This window comes from Serratia sp. LS-1 (assembly GCF_003719595.1).
Taxonomy (GTDB): domain Bacteria; phylum Pseudomonadota; class Gammaproteobacteria; order Enterobacterales; family Enterobacteriaceae; genus Serratia; species Serratia ureilytica.
Window position 1 is genome coordinate 2,183,683 of record NZ_CP033504.1, and the last position, 22,978, is coordinate 2,206,660.

Annotated in this window: 23 protein-coding genes and 2 tRNA genes; 12 read left to right on the forward strand and 13 right to left on the reverse strand. The window is 57.3% G+C overall.

From position 1 onward, the window contains the following. Positions 1–46: 46 nt before the first annotated feature. A complete protein-coding gene (locus EDY99_RS10535; RefSeq protein ID WP_033650224.1) occupies positions 47–631 on the reverse strand; it encodes a thymidine kinase in 585 nt (194 codons plus the stop codon). Positions 632–1,334: 703 nt separating this feature from the next. On the opposite strand from EDY99_RS10535, the gene hns reads away from it, so the two are divergent. Continuing rightward, positions 1,335–1,742 carry a histone-like nucleoid-structuring protein H-NS gene (hns, locus tag EDY99_RS10540; protein WP_004932170.1) on the forward strand — a complete coding sequence of 136 codons (408 nt, stop codon included), beginning with the start codon at positions 1,335–1,337 and terminating at the stop codon, positions 1,740–1,742. 188 nt (positions 1,743–1,930) lie between these two features. Here hns and EDY99_RS10545 read toward each other — a convergent pair whose 3' ends face one another. From EDY99_RS10545 to rssA, 5 genes are all read right to left on the reverse strand, one after another. Continuing rightward, positions 1,931–2,941, reverse strand: coding sequence for an NAD-dependent epimerase (locus EDY99_RS10545; protein ID WP_033650223.1), 1,011 nt, complete (start codon positions 2,939–2,941; stop codon positions 1,931–1,933). Positions 2,942–2,950: 9 nt separating this feature from the next. Then, positions 2,951–4,294: a UDP-glucose/GDP-mannose dehydrogenase family protein gene (locus tag EDY99_RS10550; protein ID WP_033650222.1), complete on the reverse strand. Its 1,344-nt coding sequence runs from the start codon at positions 4,292–4,294 to the stop codon at positions 2,951–2,953. Positions 4,295–4,337: 43 nt separating this feature from the next. Continuing rightward, entirely contained in the window at positions 4,338–5,255 is a 918-nt protein-coding gene (galU, locus tag EDY99_RS10555; RefSeq protein WP_033650221.1) for a UTP--glucose-1-phosphate uridylyltransferase GalU, read from the reverse strand. A 213-nt stretch (positions 5,256–5,468) separates the two neighbouring features. Beyond that, positions 5,469–6,482 carry a two-component system response regulator RssB gene (rssB, locus tag EDY99_RS10560; protein ID WP_004932178.1) on the reverse strand — a complete coding sequence of 338 codons (1,014 nt, stop codon included), beginning with the start codon at positions 6,480–6,482 and terminating at the stop codon, positions 5,469–5,471. A 103-nt stretch (positions 6,483–6,585) separates the two neighbouring features. Next, entirely contained in the window at positions 6,586–7,488 is a 903-nt protein-coding gene (rssA, locus tag EDY99_RS10565; protein ID WP_116286263.1) for a patatin-like phospholipase RssA, read from the reverse strand. A 118-nt stretch (positions 7,489–7,606) separates the two neighbouring features. Between rssA and EDY99_RS10570 the strand changes: the two genes are divergently transcribed. The 7 genes from EDY99_RS10570 (at position 7,607) to EDY99_RS10600 (ending at position 11,626) form a co-directional block, all read left to right on the forward strand. Continuing rightward, positions 7,607–8,071 carry a YchJ family protein gene (locus EDY99_RS10570; protein WP_033643306.1) on the forward strand — a complete coding sequence of 155 codons (465 nt, stop codon included), beginning with the start codon at positions 7,607–7,609 and terminating at the stop codon, positions 8,069–8,071. Between the two features lie 68 nt (positions 8,072–8,139). Then, positions 8,140–8,988, forward strand: coding sequence for a formyltetrahydrofolate deformylase (purU, locus tag EDY99_RS10575; protein WP_004932187.1), 849 nt, complete (start codon positions 8,140–8,142; stop codon positions 8,986–8,988). A 175-nt stretch (positions 8,989–9,163) separates the two neighbouring features. Beyond that, positions 9,164–9,248, forward strand: a tRNA-Tyr gene (locus EDY99_RS10580). Positions 9,249–9,437: 189 nt separating this feature from the next. Then, a tRNA-Tyr gene (locus tag EDY99_RS10585) sits at positions 9,438–9,522 on the forward strand. Between the two features lie 176 nt (positions 9,523–9,698). Further along, positions 9,699–10,271: a TIGR00730 family Rossman fold protein gene (locus tag EDY99_RS10590; RefSeq protein ID WP_004932190.1), complete on the forward strand. Its 573-nt coding sequence runs from the start codon at positions 9,699–9,701 to the stop codon at positions 10,269–10,271. Positions 10,272–10,373: 102 nt separating this feature from the next. After that, positions 10,374–11,180, forward strand: a complete 807-nt coding sequence (xthA, locus tag EDY99_RS10595; RefSeq protein ID WP_004932192.1) for an exodeoxyribonuclease III — start codon at positions 10,374–10,376, stop codon at positions 11,178–11,180. Positions 11,181–11,224: 44 nt separating this feature from the next. After that, positions 11,225–11,626: a pyrimidine (deoxy)nucleoside triphosphate diphosphatase gene (locus tag EDY99_RS10600; RefSeq protein WP_033643307.1), complete on the forward strand. Its 402-nt coding sequence runs from the start codon at positions 11,225–11,227 to the stop codon at positions 11,624–11,626. Positions 11,627–11,647: 21 nt separating this feature from the next. Here the strand turns inward: EDY99_RS10600 and EDY99_RS10605 are convergent, their stop codons facing one another. The 5 genes from EDY99_RS10605 to EDY99_RS10625 all read right to left on the reverse strand — a co-directional run bounded on the left by EDY99_RS10605 (position 11,648) and on the right by EDY99_RS10625 (position 16,736). Then, the gene (locus EDY99_RS10605) at positions 11,648–11,944 is read right to left on the reverse strand and encodes a YnjH family protein (protein ID WP_033643308.1); all 297 of its coding nucleotides are present in this window, start codon (positions 11,942–11,944) and stop codon (positions 11,648–11,650) included. Then, positions 11,941–13,866 (reverse strand): DNA topoisomerase III, encoded by a 1,926-nt coding sequence (locus tag EDY99_RS10610; protein ID WP_021503851.1) that lies wholly within the window; start codon positions 13,864–13,866, stop codon positions 11,941–11,943. The genes EDY99_RS10605 and EDY99_RS10610 overlap by 4 nt, the downstream gene beginning before the upstream one ends. Next, the gene (mnmH, locus tag EDY99_RS10615) at positions 13,866–14,975 is read right to left on the reverse strand and encodes a tRNA 2-selenouridine(34) synthase MnmH (protein ID WP_123062170.1); all 1,110 of its coding nucleotides are present in this window, start codon (positions 14,973–14,975) and stop codon (positions 13,866–13,868) included. The genes EDY99_RS10610 and mnmH overlap by 1 nt, the downstream gene beginning before the upstream one ends. An 8-nt stretch (positions 14,976–14,983) precedes the next feature. Further along, complete coding sequence (selD, locus tag EDY99_RS10620; RefSeq protein WP_072627528.1) at positions 14,984–16,027, reverse strand: selenide, water dikinase SelD; 1,044 nt, start codon at positions 16,025–16,027, stop codon at positions 14,984–14,986. A gap of 157 nt (positions 16,028–16,184) precedes the next feature. Continuing rightward, positions 16,185–16,736, reverse strand: a complete 552-nt coding sequence (locus tag EDY99_RS10625) for an NAD(P)H nitroreductase (protein ID WP_004932204.1) — start codon at positions 16,734–16,736, stop codon at positions 16,185–16,187. Between the two features lie 160 nt (positions 16,737–16,896). Here EDY99_RS10625 and sppA point away from each other — a divergent pair, with 160 nt between their 5' ends. The 4 genes from sppA to EDY99_RS10645 all read left to right on the forward strand — a co-directional run bounded on the left by sppA (position 16,897) and on the right by EDY99_RS10645 (position 22,029). Then, a complete protein-coding gene (sppA, locus tag EDY99_RS10630; RefSeq protein WP_033643311.1) occupies positions 16,897–18,753 on the forward strand; it encodes a signal peptide peptidase SppA in 1,857 nt (618 codons plus the stop codon). A gap of 93 nt (positions 18,754–18,846) precedes the next feature. Further along, entirely contained in the window at positions 18,847–19,863 is a 1,017-nt protein-coding gene (gene ansA / locus EDY99_RS10635; protein ID WP_033643312.1) for an asparaginase, read from the forward strand. 22 nt (positions 19,864–19,885) lie between these two features. Continuing rightward, positions 19,886–20,518: a bifunctional nicotinamidase/pyrazinamidase gene (pncA, locus tag EDY99_RS10640; RefSeq protein WP_046687230.1), complete on the forward strand. Its 633-nt coding sequence runs from the start codon at positions 19,886–19,888 to the stop codon at positions 20,516–20,518. Positions 20,519–20,751: 233 nt separating this feature from the next. After that, on the forward strand, positions 20,752–22,029 hold the full coding sequence (locus EDY99_RS10645; RefSeq protein ID WP_123061744.1) for a glycoside hydrolase family 18 protein: 1,278 nt from the start codon (positions 20,752–20,754) through the stop codon (positions 22,027–22,029). 45 nt (positions 22,030–22,074) lie between these two features. Here EDY99_RS10645 and EDY99_RS10650 read toward each other — a convergent pair whose 3' ends face one another. Both EDY99_RS10650 and msrB read right to left on the reverse strand, forming a co-directional pair. After that, positions 22,075–22,347, reverse strand: a complete 273-nt coding sequence (locus tag EDY99_RS10650) for a YeaC family protein (protein ID WP_004932218.1) — start codon at positions 22,345–22,347, stop codon at positions 22,075–22,077. Between the two features lie 63 nt (positions 22,348–22,410). Further along, complete coding sequence (gene msrB / locus EDY99_RS10655) at positions 22,411–22,824, reverse strand: peptide-methionine (R)-S-oxide reductase MsrB (protein ID WP_033643315.1); 414 nt, start codon at positions 22,822–22,824, stop codon at positions 22,411–22,413. Positions 22,825–22,978 lie beyond the last annotated feature (154 nt).

Below are 22,978 nucleotides of genomic sequence, written 5' to 3' on the forward strand. Positions count from 1 at the left end.
TCCCGCCGCCAAAACGCCTCAGCGGGCGCTGGCGGCATTTTCGCCCCTACTCCAGGGAGTGAATCGCCTCTTTATAATGCTTGCGACAGACGGAGACATAGCTCTCGTTACCGCCAATCACCACCTGCTCGCCGGCGTGCATCGCCTTGCCATTCTCATCCAACCGCAACACCATGTTGGCTTTACGCCCGCAGTGACAGATGGTTTTCAATTCCACCAGTTTATCGGCCCAGGCCAGCAAATATTGGCTGCCGGTAAACAACTCGCCGAGAAAATCGGTACGCAAGCCGTAACACAATACGGGAATGTCCAGTTGGTCCACCACATCGCATAATTGCTCAACCTGCGCTTTGGTCAGGAATTGGCTTTCATCCAGCAGCACACAATGCACCGGCTGCTGTTGATGCTCTTGCTGGATCATGGCGTACAGCATCGAGTCGTTGTTATAGAGCTGCGCCTGCGAGGATAAACCAATGCGCGAACTGACTTTGCCTACGCCAAAGCGGTGATCGATCTCCGCAGTGAACACCAGCGTGCGCATACCGCGCTCTTGATAGTTATATGAAGACTGTAGCAGCGCGGTGGACTTGCCGGCATTCATCGCAGAGTAATAAAAATAAAGTTGAGCCATGGCCCCGCAACTCCGATGGTATAAGAAATATTCAAAATGTTGATTAGGACGGTAAGTGTACCATAACCTGCCCCCCGCCCCAGCCCAAAGCGAACGAATATTGCGTTCGCCGTAATAATGCGCTTTCAAGCGAAACATATCGTTCTGTCGGCCTGTTCTTTTTACAGCTATTTACAGGATAATGTATGCCTGTCATCACTATTAATTCTTGCTAATGGTTAAGCCCGGTGATTTGCCCATTAATGCCGACTTGCCCATTCCCTCTCGCTGGCGCTGCAGCCGCGGCGGAGCCCCCGTCTATTATACGCGAGCCCAATACCGGGCATTTAATCACCTGCGCCGACGCGCCAAGGTTTACTGACGCAATCTTTACCTATATACCCCTATTGTTTACAATGTCTGGCCTGCCGTGGCGTGATTAAGCCCACAGAACTCATTGTAATATTGATATAAATTACTACGATAACTTATCGATGAAAGCCTTGTGATACGCGCCTTTTAAAGCCTGTCTGCTGAAATTTTGACTTAAGCGTGCCAAGGGTAATAGTTAACAGCCCTTCCTATTATTAGTCGGACTGATCCGATTAACGGTTTTTTTAAAGGTAAATTTGAGTATTCAAGCCAATTTGGCTATTGCAGAAAAGAAAAGAGCACTCTATTATTATCGAGACGCCCCCCACCAATATAATTTGAGACTAGGACAATGAGCGAAGCATTAAAGATTTTGAACAACATCCGCACTCTGCGCGCCCAGGCAAGAGAATGCACACTGGAAACGCTGGAAGAAATGCTCGAGAAACTGGAAGTTGTTGTGAACGAACGTCGCGAAGAAGACAGCCAGGCTCAAGCAGAAATCGAAGAACGCACTCGTAAACTGCAGCAATACCGCGAAATGCTGATTGCTGACGGTATCGATCCAAATGAACTGCTGCAAACCATGGCTGCCAACAAGGCTGCCGGCAAAGCAAAACGTGCAGCACGTCCAGCTAAATACCAATATAAAGACGAAAACGGCGAACTGAAAACCTGGACCGGCCAAGGCCGTACTCCTGCGGTGATTAAGAAAGCAATCGAAGAGCAAGGTAAATCTCTGGATGATTTCCTGCTGTAATAGCGATTCAGTCCGTATCTGAAAGGCTCCCTGCGGGGGGCCTTTTCATTTTTAAAGCGTATAACCCTGATCCCGTCATTCCTCTCTCCTTTTAGTAAATATCCTAATTCGCTTTTGCGCCGTACATGAGATCGCAGCGAAAAAAAAGGGACCCAAAGGCCCCTTCTGTCGCATTTATCCGCGTTCAATTATTGAACCTGATAGAATGCCTTATACCAGTCAACAAAGCGCTTCACGCCCTCTTCAACGCTGGTTTCCGGTTTAAAGCCAATGTCACGATAAAGCTCTTCCGTATCCGCGCTGGTATCCATCACATCACCCGGTTGCATCGGCAGCATATTCTTACGGGCCGTCACCCCCAATGCCTTCTCCAACGCACTGATATATTCCATCAGTTTAACGGGGGTGTTATTGCCGATATTATAAACGTGATACGGCGCAGAACTGGTTGCCGGCGATCCCTGTTCAACGGTCCATGACGGATCCGCCTGCGGAATAACCGCCTGCAACCGCACTATCGCCTCGGCGATGTCATCGATGTAAGTAAAATCTCGGTGCATTTCACCGTGGTTATATACGTCGATGCTCTCCCCGGCCAATATGGCTTTGGTAAACTTGAACAGCGCCATATCCGGGCGCCCCCAGGGACCATATACCGTAAAGAACCGCAGTCCGGTCGTCGGGAGACCGTATAAATGGGAATAGCTGTGTGACATCAGCTCGTTGGCTTTTTTAGTCGCCGCATACAGTGACACCGGATGATCGACAGAATCTTCGGTGGCGAACGGCAGCTTGCGATTCAGGCCATATACCGAGCTGGAAGAGGCGTAAAGTAAATGCTCAACCTTATTATGACGGCAGCCTTCCAAAACGTTTAAATGACCGATCAGGTTGGCATCGGCATAAGCCAACGGATTGACCAGCGAATAACGTACGCCGGCTTGAGCCCCCAAATGAATGACTCGCTGGAACTGATGCTCGGCAAACAATGCCGCCATGCCTTCACGATCGGCCAAATCCAGCTTGATAAAGCGGAATCCCGGCTTATCCGCCAGTCGATCCAGACGGGCCATTTTCAGGCCCACGTCATAATAATCATTCAGGTTATCAATGCCGACAACCTGATGACCGGCGGTCAACAAACGCTCTGCAACGTGATAGCCAATAAACCCTGCGGCGCCTGTAACCAGGAATTTCATGCTCACTCCTTAAATAACCGGTTTAATCGAGGCGCCGCGGCCAATTGCGTAATAGGTAAAGCCGCGATTTTCCAAACGCTCCGGATCGTACAGGTTACGGCCATCGAAGATCACCGGCTGCTTCAACGCGCCCTTGATCACATCGAAGTCCGGCGCGCGGAAGTTCTGCCATTCGGTGCAGATCACCAGCGCATCGGCGCCGTGCAATGCAGCCTCTTTGGTGCCCACCAGCTTCAAATCGTCACGCTGGCCATAGATGCGCTGAACTTCGTTCATCGCCTCCGGATCGTAGGCTTGAACGATGGCGCCTGCGGCCCACAGCTGTTCCATCAGCACGCGGCTGGAAGCTTCACGCATGTCATCGGTATTCGGCTTGAACGCCAGCCCCCACAGCGCGAAGGTTTTGCCCTTCAGATCGCCGCCGAAGTAGTCGTTGATAAAGCTGTTCAGCTTGTCTTTCTGCTGATAGTTGACCTGCTCTACCGCCTGCAACAGCTTCGGTTGGTAACCGATCTGCTCCGCCGTACGGATCAGCGCCTGGACATCTTTCGGGAAGCAAGAGCCGCCGTAGCCGCAACCCGGGTAGATGAAGTGATAGCCGATGCGTGAGTCGGAACCGATACCCTGACGCACTTTCTCAATGTCCGCGCCCAGCATTTCCGCCAGGTTGGACATTTCGTTCATAAAGCTGATCTTGGTCGCCAGCATGCAGTTAGCGGCATATTTGGTCAGCTCCGCGCTGCGGATATCCATCATGATCATACGATCGTGATTGCGGTTAAACGGTTCGTACAGCTCGCGAATAGGCTCGATCACATCTTTATTGTCGGTACCGATCACGATGCGCTCAGGACGCATGCAGTCTGCCACCGCCGCGCCTTCCTTCAGGAACTCCGGGTTGGATACCACGTCAAACGGCACGTTGCTGCCGCGTTTCGCCAGCGTTTCAGCCATCACCTGACGCACCTTGTCCGCCGTACCGACCGGCACGGTGGATTTGTCGATCACCACTTTGCGATCGGTCATGTGCTCGGCGATAGTGCGCGCCACCGCGGTGACGTACTTCAGATCGGCGGAACCGTCTTCATCCGGCGGCGTGCCGACGGCGATGAACTGGATAGTCCCGTGCGCCACGCCCGCTTTGGCATCGGTGGTGAAATGCAGACGGCCGGCCTCATAGTTTTGCTGCACCAGCGGCGTCAGACCCGGTTCGAAAATCGGGATATTCCCTTTTTTCAGGTTTTCGACTTTTCGCTCATCGACGTCAATACACATAACGTCATGGCCTACTTCAGCCAGTACGGCGGCCTGCACCAGACCCACATAACCAATACCAAAAACTGTTACTTTCATGTGAAAATCCTAGTTTTTCAAATTAAGACGAAAGATCACTCAATTACTTCTTGTCAGCGGCAACAACCTGTTGCAGCCACTGAGAAAATTCTTTGCCCAGGCTGGCATGGCGCATGCCGTATTCCACGAAGGCCTGCATGTAACCGAGTTTGTTACCGCAGTCATGGCTCACGCCTTTCAGGTGATACGCTTCCACCGTTTCCTGCTGCATCAGCATTTCGATACTGTCAGTCAGCTGAATTTCGTCGCCGGCGCCCGGAGGCGTTTTCGCCAACAGCGGCCAGATATCGGCGGAGAGGACATAACGACCGACAATCGCCAGGTTGGAAGGCGCTTTCTCCGGCGACGGCTTCTCGACCACGCTGACCATCGGCGCGCTTTCGCCCGGATGCAATTCGACGCCCTTACAGTCGGCTACGCCGTAGTTGCCAACATCTTTATGCGGCACAGGTTCAACCATGATCTGGCTGATGCCGGTGGTTTCGAAGCGCTGCAGCATGTCGTGCAAGTTGTCTTTTTTCGGATCGGCGCTGTATTCGTCAAGGATCACGTCCGGCAACACCACCGCGACCGGCTCATCGCCCACCATCGGGTAGGCGCACATAATCGCATGCCCCAAGCCTTTGGCATTCCCCTGGCGGACTTGCATCACGGTAACGCCCTTCGGGCAGATTGACTGCACTTCATCGAGCAGTTGACGCTTGACGCGTTTTTCCAGCATCGCTTCCAGTTCGAAACTGGTATCAAAATGGTTTTCGATCGAGTTCTTGGAGGAGTGGGTGACCAGCACAATCTCGTTAATCCCTGCTGCAATGCACTCATTGACGACGTATTGGATCAGCGGTTTATCAACCAGCGGCAGCATTTCTTTCGGAATGGCTTTGGTGGCCGGCAACATCCGCGTACCCAAGCCTGCAACCGGGATCACGGCTTTTCTGACTTTGCGATTTACAGCAGGCATTATTTCCTCTCTTAAAGCTGAAGCGCTCATTTTATGAGCTTGGGCTCGATATAAAAAAACCTTCGGAGTATACCAGCTTATGCGCGCCTGGCATTAACCAGAACACAAATAGAAAACATTTAGGACTATTACCCGTTCTGATAATCGGGAGAAGAAATAGACGGTTTAATTACCGATAAGTGAATAGCTTAAGATATCGCCGATCAACGCCCATTATTCAGCGCTGAGCATCAGCCGCAATCGGCCGCCGCTGCCCCATACCTGACATTGCCAGGCCGTACAGCGTTGACTGATCTGGTTCATGTAGGTGGCGCCCAGCGTGCCCAGCGGCACGCCGTTGCTCAGCTGAATTTGATTGTCGCCGGTATTGACGTTGGCATGCAGCCCGGCGGAAACCAGAATCAGGTTTTTATTTTCGGCGTGATAATATCCCAGCAACAGCGGGAATTGACCGTCTAATTTCCCCTGCCGCAATAATTGATTAACCTGCTTTAACAATGCCGACATTTGCGGCAGGCGATGTTGTTGATTAGCCAGATGGTCTTGCAGCAACCCATTAAATAATGCGCGTAACAGCAGCGCCGCCAATACGCCATTATCACCGGCGCGCGTGACGTCCAGGCAATAGAACGCCAGGTCTTTTTCTGACAATGCCGCGATATCCAGCACCAGCCCGGGATTTTCGCCCGTGGTTAACTGGCGATAGTTGATCCGGCAATGCGCAATGGTTTGCTGCACCGGCGGCTGCAATTGCTTAAGCAGTTTGACGGCTTCGGAAGGATTCTTGCTCAGCGCGTCCCAATCCTGAAACAGCTCAACCTCTTCAATCGCCTGGGAGGTAAACATATTGGGGTATAAACACGCCAGCACCGCCTCACGCAGGCGATTGAGATCGGTCAGCGGCTTCAGCAGCACATCCTGTACGCCCAAACGCAGCACCTTGGCGATGTCCGCCATCTTGTCGGTAGCGGAGATCACCAGCACCGGGATCTGCAGCCCCTGCAGACGCAGGTGTTCAACGAATTCGATGCCGCCCATTTCCGGCATCGCGAGATCGCACAGAATCAGATCCGGCTTGAAGTCATCGACGGCACTCAGCGCCTGTAAACCGTTGGTCGCCTCGCCGGTTTCAGCGCCCAGCGAGGTCAGATAACCGACCAGCACGGAACGAAAAACCTGTTCGTCCTCAACGATCAAGATACGCTTGTGAGTGAGTGGTAATGCCATCAGCCGAGCCTCGTCCCTTTCCATAGTGTAATAGTGGCTCAAAAAGGTCACTTATGCTCGTCTGAAACAGACCAACCGCGCATTGCCAACCAAGAACCGATAATTATCTATTTTTTATCAACGGCAACAACCGATCCAGTTGTTTTTCAACCGCCAGCAACCCCGCCTCGATCGCTTCATCGGCGCGGTGGAAATCCAGCGTTGAGATCTGCGGGCAAAAAGGCTGGATCAAAACGTCCGGCGGATCGCTCGCCATCCGGTTGCGCTTCAGGCGATTTTCCAGCATTTGAATCGACGTGCTCATAATCTCCATCGCCGTCGGCGCCGTCGTCGGTTTGCGCTTGCGCATTCTGCCGACGCGATCCCGCAGGCGCCCGCGCCAGGTCTCCGCAGGCGTATCGTCTGGGCGTTCGTCCTCGCCGCGTATCGAGAACAGATCCTGCTGCATCAAATGCGCGTCATGCTGCAGATCGACCGCAATGACAATATCGGCGCCCAGCGCCCGGCAGAGCGACACCGGTACCGGATTGACCACCGCGCCGTCCACCAGCCAATAGCCGTCGGCCCACACTGGCGCCAATAGGCCTGGCATGCTGCAAGAAGCGCGCACCGCCTGATGAATATCGCCTTCGGTCAGCCACAGTTCGCGGCCGGTGCTGAGATTGGTCGTCACGGCGCCGAACTTCAGCGTACATTCGGCAATATCATTGACCTTCAACAGTTGCCCGACGGCAGTGAACACCCGATCGCCGCGCAACAAACCGCCGCGCTGCCAGGAAAAATCCATCAGACGAATGACGTCCCAATAGCTGAACGACCGCACCCACTGCTCCATCACCGGCAAACGGTGACTGGCGAATGCCGCCCCCACCAACGCACCGACAGAGCAGCCGGCAACGATATCGACCTCAATCCCCAGTTTCTTTAACGCATTGATCACGCCGATGTGCGCCCAGCCTTTAGCCGAGCCCGCCCCCAGCGCCAGTCCGATCTTGATTTGCCGCATAGCGCCATCCTCTCGGTAAAAGGTGTTCTCTGCTTTCAGGGTAGATTGTCACTGACGAATATTGTTAGGTAACATATGCGCTAAATTCATTTTCAGCCTCGTTTTCTCAGGAGTTATTTTGCCCGAATCATGCCCATGCGGCAGCGGACTGGCGTATAACGCGTGCTGCGCCCCTTTTATCAGCGGCAGTCAGCCGGCGCCGACGCCCGGCCAACTGATGCGTTCACGCTTCACCGCCTACGTGAATCATAACGTCGACTATCTGATCGCCACCTGGCACCCCGACTGCGGCGCCGAAGCATGGCGCAATGCGATCGTCGACAGCTTCAAAAACACCGAATGGCTGGGCTTGACGATCGTCGAGGAGCAAACCGGCCATGAGCCGGACGAAGGCTTCGTCGAATTCATCGCCCGCTTCACCGATGGCGAAAGCGGCGAGCCCCAGGCGATGCATGAGCGCTCACGCTTCCTTCGTCGCGATCAACGTTGGTATTATATCGACGGCAGCAAGCCCCAGCCCGGCCGAAATGCGATATGTCCCTGCGGCTCAGGGAAAAAATATAAGAAGTGCTGCGGGCGCTAGCCGGCCAGCGCTTCACGTTAACGCCTGCGCAGACAGGCCGTTCAGTATCAGACAGGATCCTCAAACCCATGCCACACCAAAATGTACAACGAAAAGTGTTACGCACCATCTGCCCGGACGCCAAAGGGCTGATCGCCAAGATCACCAACATCTGTTACAAACACGAGCTCAATATCGTCCAGAATAATGAGTTCGTCGATCACCGCACCGGGCGTTTCTTCATGCGCACCGAGCTGGAAGGCATTTTCAACGACAACACGCTGCTGGCCGATCTGGACAGCGCCCTGCCGGAAGGTTCGCTGCGTGAGTTGCACAGCACCGGACGTCGGCGCATCGTGGTGCTGGTCACCAAAGAGGCACACTGCCTGGGCGATCTGTTGATGAAAAGCGCCTATGGCGGCCTCGACGTTGAGATCGCCGCCGTAATCGGCAACCACGACACGCTGCAAACGCTGGTGGAGCGTTTCGATATTCCTTTCCATCTGGTGAGCCACGAAGGATTGACGCGCGAACAGCACGACCGCGAAATGACGGCCAAGATCGATCAATATCAGCCGGATTACGTGGTGTTGGCCAAATATATGCGCGTGCTGACGCCGGCCTTCGTGCAACATTATCCGAATCAGGTGATCAACATTCACCATTCGTTCCTGCCGGCGTTTATCGGCGCGCGGCCTTATCACCAGGCCTACGAACGCGGCGTGAAAATCATCGGCGCCACGGCTCACTACGTTAACGACAATCTCGACGAAGGCCCGATCATCATGCAGGACGTGATCCACGTCGATCACACCTATTCCGCCGAGGATATGATGCGCGCCGGCCGCGACGTAGAGAAAAACGTGCTCAGCCGAGCCCTGTATCAGGTGTTGGCGCAGCGCGTCTTCGTCTACGGCAATCGCACCGTTATTCTGTAATCGCTCAATAAATCGGTGCATTTCGTTCAGGGATGCACCGCCAAGAATAAAAAAACGGCAAACGATTCATTTTCTGCATTTCAATGCTTTACACATCCGCTTCATTTGATATGATGCGCCCCGCTTACCGAGACAGCGCTCTCGCAAGCAAGGCCAGTTAAATAGCCATGTATATGGTGGGGTTCCCGAGCGGCCAAAGGGAGCAGACTGTAAATCTGCCGTCACTGACTTCGAAGGTTCGAATCCTTCCCCCACCACCATCTTCTCTCTGTTGATGAACTTGAAGCGAAAGCTGAAATATCATTAAACGCCGAGGGGGAGGATGAGAAGCTTCGACAAGGTTCGAGCCGAGCGCAGCGAGACAACGCGCTTTAGCGCGGTCATCCTTAGAAGCACACAATAGGAATTTAGCCCATTCCTTAAAAAATCAGCAAATCCATGAATACCATGGTGGGGTTCCCGAGCGGCCAAAGGGAGCAGACTGTAAATCTGCCGTCACTGACTTCGAAGGTTCGAATCCTTCCCCCACCACCATCTCTTGCCCCTCCAAAAATCTAATTAAATAGCCCTCGCATCAATAAACTCAATTTATCTCCCCTTATCGCCGCTTTCACCTTGATGTTTTATCTCCTCACTCCCAGCAGTAACTTGAACTCCGGCCGACAATTCGCTATACCACTGGCTTCTTTAGTGCAGTAAGGAACAGGTGGATGCGAAACAATATTTGCGTTTTTTGTGGCGCCAGCGAAGGCGTCAATCCCGCTTATGCCGAGCAGGCTCGCCAACTGGGGCAATTGCTGGCCGCACAGGGACGCCGTTTAATCTACGGCGGCGGCAAAAAAGGACTGATGGGGATTGTGGCGGACGCGGTGTTGGCGGCGGGCGGTGAAGCTGTCGGCATTATCCCCGAGCGCCTGGTTGAAGCGGAAACGGCGCATCGCGGCCTGACTGAATTGGAAGTGGTGCCAGACATGCATACGCGCAAAGCCCGTATGGCGGCGCTGGCGGACAGTTTTATCGCCCTGCCCGGCGGCATCGGCACGCTGGAAGAGCTGTTTGAAATCTGGACCTGGGGGCAAATCGGGTATCACAACAAACCGGTCGGCCTGCTGAACGTCAACGGTTTCTACCGCCCACTGAGCCAGTTCCTCGAACACGTCGCCGATCAGGGCTTCATGCGCCACGACTATCTCGGTACGCTGCACATCAGCGAATCGGCGCAAACGCTGCTGCAACAGTTTGACGACTATCAACCCAAAAATTACGACCGCTGGGCGAAATAATGCCGGCTGCGCAGTCAGCGGGCTCGCCGCTGTCTGCGTTACATTTCCCGCCAAACTCTGCTACTATCACAGCACATTTTTCTCGTGAAAACGGCACCGCTCATGAAGTTTGTCTCTTTTAATATCAATGGACTGCGCGCGCGTCCGCATCAGCTGGCGGCAATTATCGAACAGCACCAGCCCGACGTGATCGGTCTGCAGGAAACCAAAGTTCACGATGACATGTTCCCATTGGAAGAAGTCAGCCAGCACGGCTATCACGTGTTCTATCACGGGCAAAAAGGCCATTACGGCGTGGCGCTGCTGACCAAAGCGGAGCCCCTGGCCGTGCGCCGCGGCTTCCCGACCGATGAAGAAGACGCGCAGCGTCGCATCATCATGGCCGATCTGGCTACGCCGCAGGGCACGCTGACGGTGATCAACGGCTACTTCCCGCAAGGTGAAAGCCGCGACCACCCGATCAAATTCCCGGCTAAAACACGCTTTTATCAGGATCTGCAAAACTACCTGGAGCAGCAGCTGTCGGCGGAATCCCCGGTGCTGATCATGGGCGACATGAATATCAGCCCCAGCGATTACGATATCGGCATCGGCGAAGACAACCGCAAACGCTGGCTGCGCACCGGTAAATGCTCCTTCCTGCCGGAAGAGCGCGAATGGATGGATCGCCTGCTGAACTGGGGCCTGGTCGATACCTACCGCCACGCCAACCCGGGGCGCAACGACGAGTTCTCATGGTTCGACTACCGCTCCAAAGGGTTCGACGACAACCGCGGCCTGCGTATCGATCTGCTGCTGGCCAGCACCCCGCTGGCTTCGCGCTGCATCGCCACCGGCATCGATTACCAAACCCGCGGCATGGAGAAACCTTCCGACCATGCGCCGGTCTGGGCGGAATTTACGCTGTAACCCCATCACCCCGGCGTCCGCCGGGGTTTTACTCTGTGAAGCCAATGAAAATTATCGACGTGGTAGCCGCCATTCTGGAAAAAAATGGCCGCATTTTGCTGGCCCAGCGCGGCGCAGACAGCGATCAGGCCGGTCTGTGGGAGTTTCCCGGCGGCAAAGTTGAGCCGGGTGAAAGCCAACCGCAGGCGCTGGCGCGCGAACTGGATGAAGAATTGGGGATTTGCGCCCGTATCGGCAACTATGTGGGCTGCAATCAGTGGCAGCAAGGCGAACGCCTCATCCGGCTACACGCCTGGCGAGTCGCGGAGTTCTCCGGTGAATTGCAGCTGCATTGTCACTCAGCGCTGGTGTGGGTCACGCCGCAACAGGCGCAGGAATATACCCTGGCCCCGGCCGACGTTCCACTGCTGGCGGACTATATCGCCGCGCAAGGCGATGCACGCTGAGCGCGGCGATAGGTTACATGGTCACTTCTTCAATCGCACCCAAATCAAGGGGTTGGTGCCGATGGTGTTAGGCTCACGCACGCACTGCAGCACTTCTCCTTCGACTTTGAGCACCGCGCCTTCGGAATAGTTTTGATTCTGGTAGACGCAACAGCGGTTGCAGGGTTGCGCCGGTGGCGAATTGGCGCCGTTTTTCGCCGTGCCCCAAATCTCCGGCGAAACCGGCAACACCACGTCCACATCGCCCCGGTTGGCGGCCGCCAGGCCGCAGTACGCCAGGGCAGCGGCAGCCAGCACCCCATTGAGTCCGTGCTTCATTCACTCTTCTCCTGCGCCTTACCGGCGCTTTTCCTGCGTTTTTTGCCTCCGCTGGAAGGCGGCGGCGGCAACCCACGAAACGCCATGCTCGCCCGGCTCTGCTTAGCCTGATAAATCAGCTCTTGCAGCGTGCCGACCAACGGCTGCATAAAGTCCTGATAACGGCAGGATTTCTCGCTGATTTGCGTCAGCGTTGCCTCCCAGTTGGCCGTCATATCAGGACGCGCAGCAAGATCCGGCAGCGAGTGAATCAACGCGCGCCCGGTTTCGCTGGAGTGAATATAGCGTCCCTTCTTGTACAGAAACGCCCGTTTGAACAGCAATTCGATGATCCCCGCTCGCGTCGCTTCCGTACCTAAACCATCGGTCGCCCGCAGGATTTTCTTTAGCGCTTTATCTTGTACAAAGCGCGCGATGCCGGTCATGGCCGACAACAGACTGGCGTCGGTAAACGGCCGCGGGGGCTGCGTCTGACGCTCCACCACCTCACCGCGCTCACACAGCAGCTCATCATCTTTAGCCACCACCGGCAGCGGTGCGCCTTCGTTTTCTTCGTCGCGTTCCTTGCTCCCCAGCAGCGTACGCCAACCGGCTTCCGCCAGGAAACGCGCCTTGGCGATAAATTTGCCGCCGGCGATATCCAGCTCAATCACGCATTTGCGGAATACCGCATCCGGACAAAACTGCATCAGATACTGGCGCGCCACCAGCCCATACACGTTCCGTTCATCCTGCGTCAAATTAATCTTGCCGGCACGGGCGGTGGGAATGATAGCGTGGTGCGCATCGACTTTTTTATCGTCCCAGCAGCGGTTGCGGCGATCGCTGTCGATCACCGGCTGCGGATACAGCTCAGGCTGGTGCACGCTGATGGCGTTCAGCACCGCGTGACGGCCGGCGAAATGTTCTTCCGGCAGGTAGCGGCAGTCGGAACGCGGATAGGTGATTAATTTATGGGTTTCGTACAACCGCTGGCAAACGTCCAGCACCTGTTGGGCGCTGAGGTTATAACGCCGGGCCGCTTCGATTTGCAGCGTGGAGAGCGAAAACGGCAGCGGCGCGGTATCTGATTCCCGTTTATCGTTATAGGACGTGACCAGCGCCGGCTGGCCCTCGATGCGCTTGACCACGTGCTCCGCCAACGGCCGGTGCAGCAAGCGCCCCTCTTCGTCCTGATAAGGCTCGCACGACTCGCTGGGCTGCCACAGCGCCACGAAACGCTCTTCTTTCGGCGTAACGATGTGCGCCTTGACCTCAAAGAAGTCTTTCGGCACGAAGTTTTCGATCTCTTCATCGCGCCGCACCACCAACCCCAGCACCGGCGTCTGCACCCTGCCCACCGACAACACGCCGTCATAACCGGCGTTGCGGCCCAGCAGCGTATAAGCGCGGGTCATATTGATGCCGTACAGCCAGTCGGCGCGTGAGCGCGCAAGGGCGGACACGCACAGCGGGATGAAGTCACGGTTGTCGCGCAGGCGTTCAACCGCGCGCTCCACCGCCTGCGGGTTGAGATCGTTGATCAGACAGCGGCGCACGTTCTGGCGTTTTTCCGGCGTCAGATCCAGGTAGTCCAGCACCTCATCCACCAGCAGTTGCCCTTCGCGATCCGGGTCGCCGGCGTGAACTACTTCATCGGCTTCAAGCAGCAACTTTTTAATGGCGTTGAGCTGTTTACTGACCGAAGGCCGCGGCTGCAACCGCCATTTTTCGGGAATGATCGGCAGATCCGCCAATGACCAGCGCGCATAGCGGCTGTCATAAGCGTCAGGCTGAGCCTGCTCCAACAGGTGGCCGACGCACCAAGTCACCACATCGTTGTTGCCGCAGGCGATATACCCGTCGCCGCGGCGATGCGGCTTGGGCAATACGTCGGCAATGGCGCGCGCCAAACTCGGTTTCTCGGCTATGAACAGTCGCATTATTCACCGTTTTTCTGGCTGAACGTCATCAAGAATTCTCTTACTTCTGCATAGTTCCCACGGAAGACAATCCGCTGGGCTTTCTTTTCCAACTGATAGCAATACATCGGATCGTAGTACTGCTGCAACAGGGGCGCCAGCCACTCGCGGTGCGCCTCGCCCTGGCCGCTGAGCCGCTGTGTCCGCAGCGCCGCTTCCAGTCGTTGCGTCAGCAGCTGGAAGCGTTCCAGCCCCAGGCGGCGGCGTATGGCGAACAGGCCGTGGTGCAGATAGTCGTCGTACTGTCGCCAGCCCTCTTCCATGCCATAGGCCTGTTCGAACTGTTCGCGCATGCCGTCGATATATTCCGCCTGCAAACGCGCCAGGCGAATGTCGAACGGATCGTCGATCACCGCCACCGGCGCCTGCTGCATCCCATTGAACAACGGCAGCGGCAAATTGTTGCTGCCGATGATCCGCCCTTCGTCTTCCAGCACCCAACGGCGGCTGCCACCATGCTGTTTTTTCAGCAATAACACAGCCAGACGATTCTCAAAATCGATCTGCGAGCTCTGGCCCGCCAGCGTTCGACCAAAAGATGAACCGCGATGGCGCGCCGCACCTTCCAGATCGACGCCGTCGGCCAGTTCGTTGACCAGCAACGTCTTGCCGCTGCCGGTATTGCCGCCCACCAGGGCCATCGGCAATGCTGCGCTTTGCGCCAGCACGCCGAGCAAATAATTGCGCAGCGCCTTATAACCGCCAATGATACGCGGGTACTCGACGCCGGCCTCATGCAGCCATTGCTGCACCAGCTGCGAGCGCAGACCGCCGCGGAAGCAATAGAGATAGCCTTCGGGCCGCTGCGCACAGGCCGCCAGCCAGGCGGCGGTGCGCTGTTCGCGCAGTTTGCCGTTCACCAGGCTGTGGCCAAGCGCTATCGCCGCTTGCTGCCCATGCTGTTTATAGCAGGTGCCCACCGCCTGCCGCTCGCTGTCGATCATCAGCGGCAGGTTCAGCGCCTGAGCGAAGGCGCCCTGCTGAAACTCGATCGGCGCGCGCACGTCAATCAGCGGCACGTCCTGCAGGAAAATGCGTTGGTAATCATCGCTGTCCGGCCTTCCTTGCATGTTGGACACTACACGACCTCGATCAGCGGCTTATCGGCCGATGCCACATGCAGCTCGCCGATGGCGTTGAGCGTAATGCCATGCTGTTCGGCAATCGCCAGCACCTGCGCTTCCGCCTCCGGCAATACCGCCAACAGCAAACCGCCGGAGGTCTGAGGATCGCACAGCAACTGGCGCTGCAGATCGCTCATCTCGCCCACCAGATGGCCATAGCTGTCGAAGTTGCGCCCGGTACCGCCCGGCACGCAGCCTTCGGCAATATACGCCTCGACGTCCGGCAGCTTCGGCACCCGATCGAACCAGACCGTCGCCTGCAGGCCGGAACCCTGACATACCTCGCTCAGGTGGCCCAGCAGGCCAAAACCGGTGATGTCGGTCATCGCCGTGACGCCCGCCACCTCGGCAAAGTCGGCGCCCGGCTTGTTAAGGCGGCACATCACGTCCGTCGCCAGCCCCTGATGTTCGGGGCGCAGCTTGCTTTGCTTCTCGGCGGTCGTCAGCACGCCGATGCCCAGCGGCTTGGTCAGATAGAGTTTAGCCCCGGCCTGCGCGGCGCTGTTCTTCTTCACCCGCTCGGTATTGACCACGCCGGTGACCGCCAGGCCGAAGATAGGTTCAGGCGCATCGATGGAGTGGCCGCCGGCCAGCGCGATCCCCGCCTGCTGGCAGGCGAAACGCCCACCGTCGATCACCTGCTGCGCCACCTCCGGCGGCAGTTTGGCGATCGGCCAGCCGAGAATGGCGATCGCCATGATCGGTTTGCCGCCCATGGCGTACACGTCGCTGATGGCGTTGGCGGCGGCGATGCGGCCGAAATCGAACGGATCGTCGACGATCGGCATGAAGAAGTCGGTGGTGCTGATAATGCCGACGCCGTTGCCGATGTCATATACCGCCGCGTCGTCGCGGGTTTCATTGCCGACCAGCAGACGCGGATCGACAAATTTCTCCCGCTCGCTGTGCAGGATGGTTTCGAGAACTTTCGGTGAGATTTTGCAGCCGCAGCCAGCGCCATGGCTGTACTGGGTTAAACGGATCGCTGGCGATGTCATAGTCCACTCCCTTCGATAACGGCACTCAAGATAACATAGGGTAGCGCTTGCCGAGGGGATTGATAAGAGCGTGCCGCCGATAAGCGAACGGCCTGCTCAGAAACCATGCAATTTTGCGGGGTTTGGCGCATTTTCGCCGCGCCCCGTCGGATAATACTTAGAAATAGCTGACGAAAGGCGTGCTGTCCGGCGGCGTCACTTTGGTGGCGGCCTTCAGCTGCGGCGTGCCCAGATAGAGGAAACCGACGATCTCGTCCTGCTCGCGGCAGCCGAAGGCTTCGCGCACCAGCGCATGCTCGGTCCAGGCGCCGGTGCGCCAGATGCCGTTAAAGCCCTGCGCCAGCGCCGCCATCTGCATCGCCTGCACGGCGCAACCGGCGGAAACCACCTGCTCCCAGCGCGGCACCTTGGTCTCTTCAGTGCAATGCGCGATGACGGTGATGATCAGCGGTGCGCGGAACGGCGCCTTGGTGGCTTTTTCGATCGCCGCTTCATCCAACTGATCCTGCTTCGCCGCCGCCTGCAGCAGCTGACTGAAACGCTCCAGGCCCTGATTCTCGATCATCACGAAACGCCACGGCTGCAGCGCGCCGTGATCGGGCGCACGCAGGCCCGCGTTGATGATGTTTTGGCGCACTTCCCCCGCCGGCGCCGGTTCCGCCAGGCGCGAAGCCGAGCGACGATTCAATAAAAGATCCAGAGCATCCATCGTAAACTCCTGATAACAATTTTCATTCCGGCCACGTTAACATAGCTAAACGGCGAGTTACAGCCTCGGCGATAGCGTCTGTGTGCCACGATTTAAAGCTGACATTTACCCGGCCGCTCATTAGGATAGCGGAACATTCTCGACTCTTGTTGGAGAGCACATGCGCACATTGTGGCAAATTATTGCCGGCATTTTCCGGTGGACATGGCGTCTGCTGAATTTTATCAGGGAACTGATCCTTAACCTGTTCCTGGTCCTGCTGATCCTGGTTGGGGTCGGCATCTATCTGTCCTTCCAAAGTTCCTCCACCTCGACGGCCCCGGCGCGCGGCGCGCTGTTGGTCGATTTAAGCGGTGTGGTGGTCGATCAGCCTTCGGTAAACAACCGGGTGCGGCAATGGGGGCGTGAACTGTTGGGCGCCTCCAGCAGCCGCCTGCAGGAGAATTCGCTGTTCGACGTGGTGGACAGCATCCGCAAGGCCAAAGACGACAAAAACATTACCGGCATGGTGTTGCAGCTGAATGACTTCGCCGGCGCCGATCAGCCCTCGCTGCGCTATATCGGCAAAGCGCTGCGCGAGTTCCGCGACAGCGGCAAACCGATCTTCGCCATCGGGGACAGTTACAATCAAACGCAATACTACCTGGCCAGCTACGCCAACAAGGTCTACCTGTCGCCTCAGGGCGCGGTCGATCTGCACGGTTTCGCCACCAACAACCTGTATTACAAGTCGTTGCTGGACATGCTCAAGGTCACCACCAATATCTTCCGCGTCGGCACCTATAAATCGGCGGTCGAACCGCTGATCCGCGACGACATGTCCCCGGCGGCGCGCGAAGCGGACAGCCGCTGGATTGGCGGTCTGTGGCAGAACTATCTGGAAACCGTGGCGGCCAACCGGCAGCTGACGCCGCAGCAGCTGTTCCCCGGCGCCGCCGGCGTGCTGAGCGGCCTGCAGGCGGCAGGCGGCGACACCGCACGCTATGCGCTGGACAATAAGCTGGTGGACGAGCTGGCGTCGCGCACCGCGATCGAAAATCAGCTGGTCAAAACCTTCGGCTGGGACAAACAGGCGAACGATTTTAACGCCATCAGCATCTACGACTACCAGCCGAAGCCGGACGCCAACCAGGGTGGCAAGATCGCCGTGGTGTTCGCCAACGGCGCCATCATGGACGGCCCGCAGACGCCGGGCAACGTCGGGGGCGACACCACCGCCGCCGAGCTGCGTCAGGCCCGTCTGGATCCGGCCGTCAAAGCCGTGGTGTTCCGCGTCAATAGCCCTGGCGGCAGCGTCAGCGCGTCCGAAGTGATCCGCTCCGAGCTGGCCGCCGTGCGCGCCGCCGGCAAACCGGTGGTGGTGTCGATGGGCGGCATGGCCGCGTCGGGCGGTTACTGGGTCTCAACGCCGGCCGACTACATCATCGCCAGCCCGAGCACGCTGACCGGCTCCATCGGTATTTTTGGCATCATCAATACCTACGAGAAAACCCTGGATACGCTGGGCGTGCACACCGACGGCGTGGCGACATCGCCGCTGGCCGATATCGCGGTCACCAAGGCGTTGCCGCAGGAGTTCTCGCAGATGATGCAGCTGAATATCGAAAACGGGTATAAGAACTTCCTCGATCTGGTCGCCAAATCACGCAAGATGACCCCGCAGCAGGTTGACCAAATCGCGCAGGGCCACGTGTGGCTCGGCAGCGACGCCAAGGCCAACGGCCTGGTCGATCAGTTGGGCGATTTCGACGACGCGGTGAAGAAAGCCGCTGAGCTGGCGAAACTGCAACAGTGGCAGCTCGACTGGTTCGTCGACACCCCGAGCCTGAGCGATATGGTGCTCAGCCAGTTCGGCGTTTCCATTCACGCCATGCTGCCGGCGGCGATTCAGGCCATGCTGCCTGCCCCGCTGGCCTCGGTCGCCAATGCGGTGAAAGAGCAGCCGGGTTTGTTCAATAACTTGAACGATCCGCAGAACCGCTACGCGATCTGTCTGACCTGCGGAGAAGTCCGCTAACAAATAATTCTGCAGCCCGGCCTCCGCCGGGCTTTTTTTCTGCCGCCATGTCCCTATAATTCAGCCCATCTTATCTTTGTTAAAATCATAACCATGCAAAAGAAATCCATTTACGTCGCCTACACCGGCGGCACCATCGGCATGCAGCGTTCCGAGCACGGCTATATTCCGGTTTCCGGCCACCTGCAGCGTCAGCTGGCGCTGATGCCGGAATTCCATCGGCCGGAGATGCCGGATTTCACCATTCATGAATACGCGCCGCTCATCGATTCCTCGGACATGACGCCGGAAGACTGGCAGCACATCGCCGACGACATCAAACAGAACTACGATCGCTACGACGGCTTCGTGATCCTGCACGGCACCGATACCATGGCGTTCACCGCCTCGGCGCTCTCCTTCATGCTGGAGAACCTGGCCAAACCGGTGATCGTCACCGGCTCGCAGATTCCGCTGGCGGAGCTGCGCTCCGATGGCCAAACCAATCTGCTGAATGCACTGTATCTGGCGGCCAACCATCCGGTGAACGAAGTCAGCCTGTTCTTCAACAACAAGCTGTTCCGCGGCAACCGCACCACCAAAGCGCACGCCGACGGCTTCGACGCCTTCGCCTCCCCGAATCTGCCGCCGCTGCTGGAAGCCGGTATCCACATTCGTCGCCAGCACGGCATCGACAGCCCGGTTTGCAACGGTGCGCTGCAGGTACATGACATCACGCCGCAACCGATCGGCGTCGTCACCATCTATCCGGGCATTTCCGGCGCGGTGGTGCGCAACTTCCTGCTGCAGCCGGTCAAGGCGCTGATCTTACGCTCCTACGGCGTCGGCAACGCGCCGCAGAAGGCCGAGCTGATCGACGAGTTGCGCGCGGCTTCCGAACGCGGCATCGTAGTGGTCAACCTGACGCAGTGCATCTCCGGGCGCGTCAATATGGAAGGCTACGCCACCGGCAACGCGCTGGCGCACGCCGGGGTGATAAGCGGTTTCGACATGACGGTGGAAGCCGCTCTGACCAAGCTGCACTATCTGTTGAGCCAGCCGCTGACGCCGGAACAAATCCGCGCCCTGATGCAGCAAGATCTGCGCGGCGAGCTGAGCATCAACGGTTAATCGACTGAACTCTGGAGCGGCGATGAAAACGGCCCTGTTGTTGATTGATCTGCAAAACGACTTCTGCCCCGGCGGCGCGCTGGCGGTCGCGGAGGGCGACGCCGTCATCCCGGTCGCCAATCAGGCGATCGCCGCCTGCCTGGCGCGCGGCGAACCGGTGGTGGCCAGCCAGGACTGGCATCCCGCCAATCACCGCAGCTTTGCGGTGAACTCCGATGCGCAGGTCGGCACCCTCGGTGAGCTGGAAGGCCTGCCGCAGGTATGGTGGCCGGTGCACTGCGTACAAGGGAGCCTCGGCGCCGATTTTCATCCCCAGTTACAGCGGCAACACATCAATGCCGTCTTTCGCAAAGGGCAAGATACGAACATCGACAGCTACAGCGCGTTCTTCGATAACGGCCACCGTGCGCAAACCGAACTCCACGGCTGGCTGCAATCGCAGGGCGTCCGGCGGTTGGCTGTCATGGGCCTGGCGACCGACTACTGCGTGAAGTTCAGCGTGCTGGATGCGCTGGCTGCCGGCTATCCGACGCAGGTGATCGTCGACGGCTGCCGCGGCGTGAATCTGCAGCCGGACGACAGTGAGCGGGCGCTGCAGGAGATGGCGCGCGCCGGCGCTCAACTGGTTACCCTGTCACAATTTCTCGCCAATTAAATCCTGCCGGGCGCTATCGGCGCCCTCTCTGGGCGGCGGCGAAAATATCGACGCCGCTCACAATGCTGTTCTTCTTCTCCTCCAGCCGCTTGTGACCGGCAGGCGCTTTTGCTGTTATGGCAGCGACGCTTTTGGCGTCAATCGGTTATACGCATCCGGGGCCCGCTGAGCCCGGCTTTATTGTGACCGCTACTGGCGGTACGGTCGGCCTTGCCGATCCCAAGGAGACAAACATGAAAATAACCCGAAAACTGCTGCCTTTGCTGGCAGCGGTGCAGTTGGCTATCGCCGGTATCAGCGCGGCTCAGGCGGCCTATCTCTCCGTCGGCTACTTCAACGGCGGCGGCGACGTCACCGCCGGCCCCGGTGGTGACATCAACAAGCTGGACGTGACGCAAATCACCCACCTCAACTATTCGTTTGGCCTGATCTACAACGACGAGAAAGACGAAACCAATGCGGCGCTGAAAGACCCCGCTCGCCGCCACCAGATCTACCTGTCGCCGAAAGTCACGGCCGATCTGCAACGTCTGCCGGTGCTGCGCAAACAGAACCCCGAGCTGAAAGTGCTGTTGTCGGTCGGAGGCTGGGGCGCACGCGGTTTCTCCGGCGCCGCCGCCACCGCGGAAAACCGGGCGATTTTCATTCGCTCCGCGTTGCAGGTGATCGAGCAGTACCGGCTGGATGGGATCGATCTGGACTGGGAATACCCGGTAAACGGCGCCTGGGGTTTGGTGGAAAGCCAACCGGCAGACCGCGACAACTTTACCCTGCTGCTGAAAGAGCTTCATCAGGCGCTGGGTAAAGGCAAGCTGTTGACCATCGCCGTCGGGGCCAACGTCAAAAGCCCACGTGAATGGGTCGATGTAAAAAATATTGCGCCCTACCTCAATTACATCAATCTGATGACCTACGACATGGCTTACGGCACGCAGTACTTCAATGCCAACCTGTACGATTCAACGCGTTGGCCAACCGTAGCCGCCGCCGATCGCTACAGCGCCGATAACGTGGTAAAGCATTATCTGGCCGCCGGTCTGAAACCGGCGCAGATGAACCTGGGTATCGGTTTCTACGGCCGGGTACCGAAACGGGCGACCGAGGCGGGCATCGACTGGGACAAGCCGGACGCCGCCAAGCATCCGGTGACGCAGCCTTACTTCAGCGCGCGAGAAATCGCCCTGTTCCGCACGCTGGGATTGGATCTCAGCAAAGACACTTATTTTAAATACCGCGATATCGTCAACAAATTGCTCAACGATCCGCAGCAGCGTTTCCGCGAGCACTGGGATGACGACGCCAAAGTGCCATACCTGACGCTGCAATCCGCCGAAGGCAAGCCGCTGTTCGCCATCTCGTACGAGAACCCGCGTTCGGTGGCCATCAAGGCCGATTACATTAAAAGCCAGGGATTGGGCGGTGCGATGTTCTGGGAATACGGCGCAGACGACAACAACCGGCTGGCGCAGCAGCTGGCGGAATCGCTGGGCATAAAGGGCGAGAAACGTTGAATCGACGGGGCGATGGCGACATCGCCCCGCTTTAGGGGGGGAGCCTTACTGCGGCTTGAGTTTCACCAGCGGCTCGGCAACGAACTGCTGCTTCAGCTCTTGTTTGCTCTTCATCACGATCTGCCCGTCGGTGCCGATGCTCATATGCTGCGGATCGACGTTGTTCATCGACTGCCACAGCATCACCGCCTGCAGGCTGTTTTCCTTTTGCTCCGGCGTCAGCGCCACGCCGTCCGGCCATTTGCCCAGTTCAACCGCCTGCACCAGGCGTTGGTATATCTCGGGCGTCATCGCCGCAATCAGATCTTTCACGTCCATCAGGGCCCTTCTCGCTTACGGAAGAATAATTAGCTGAATCGATTTTGTTGGTTAAATTACCGCTTAACCGGCCGTTTGATCGCCATTTTCGCCATCGGTGAAACTCAGCGAGGCGGAATTGACGCAGTAACGGTCACCGGTCGGCTGCGGGCCATCGGGGAATACATGCCCCAGGTGCGCGTCGCAGTGGCCACAGCGGATTTCAACACGATGCATATTATGTGAATTATCATCAAGATAACGGATTGCATCGGCGGAAACCGGCTCGTAAAAGCTGGGCCAGCCGCAGCCGGAATCGTATTTGGTTTCGGAATAGAACAGCGGCTGGTTACAGCACAGACAATGGTACACGCCCTCACGCTTGTTATGCAGCAATTTGCCGCTAAACGGCGCTTCGGTGCCACGCTGTTGCGTGACATAACGTTGGATTTCATTCAGTTCCGTGACCGGATGAGCGGGGGTTGTCTCTTTAGCCATTTGTGCTTATCTCTGAATGTGGATAATGTCAACGAAAACAATGATTAATAATAACAAAAAATTAACACCGCTGCAGGGGTTTTTGGCCTAAACTGTAGCCCATAAAGGCCACGTCACGATGATATGTGATAGCGATCACACATCTTGCGTATGC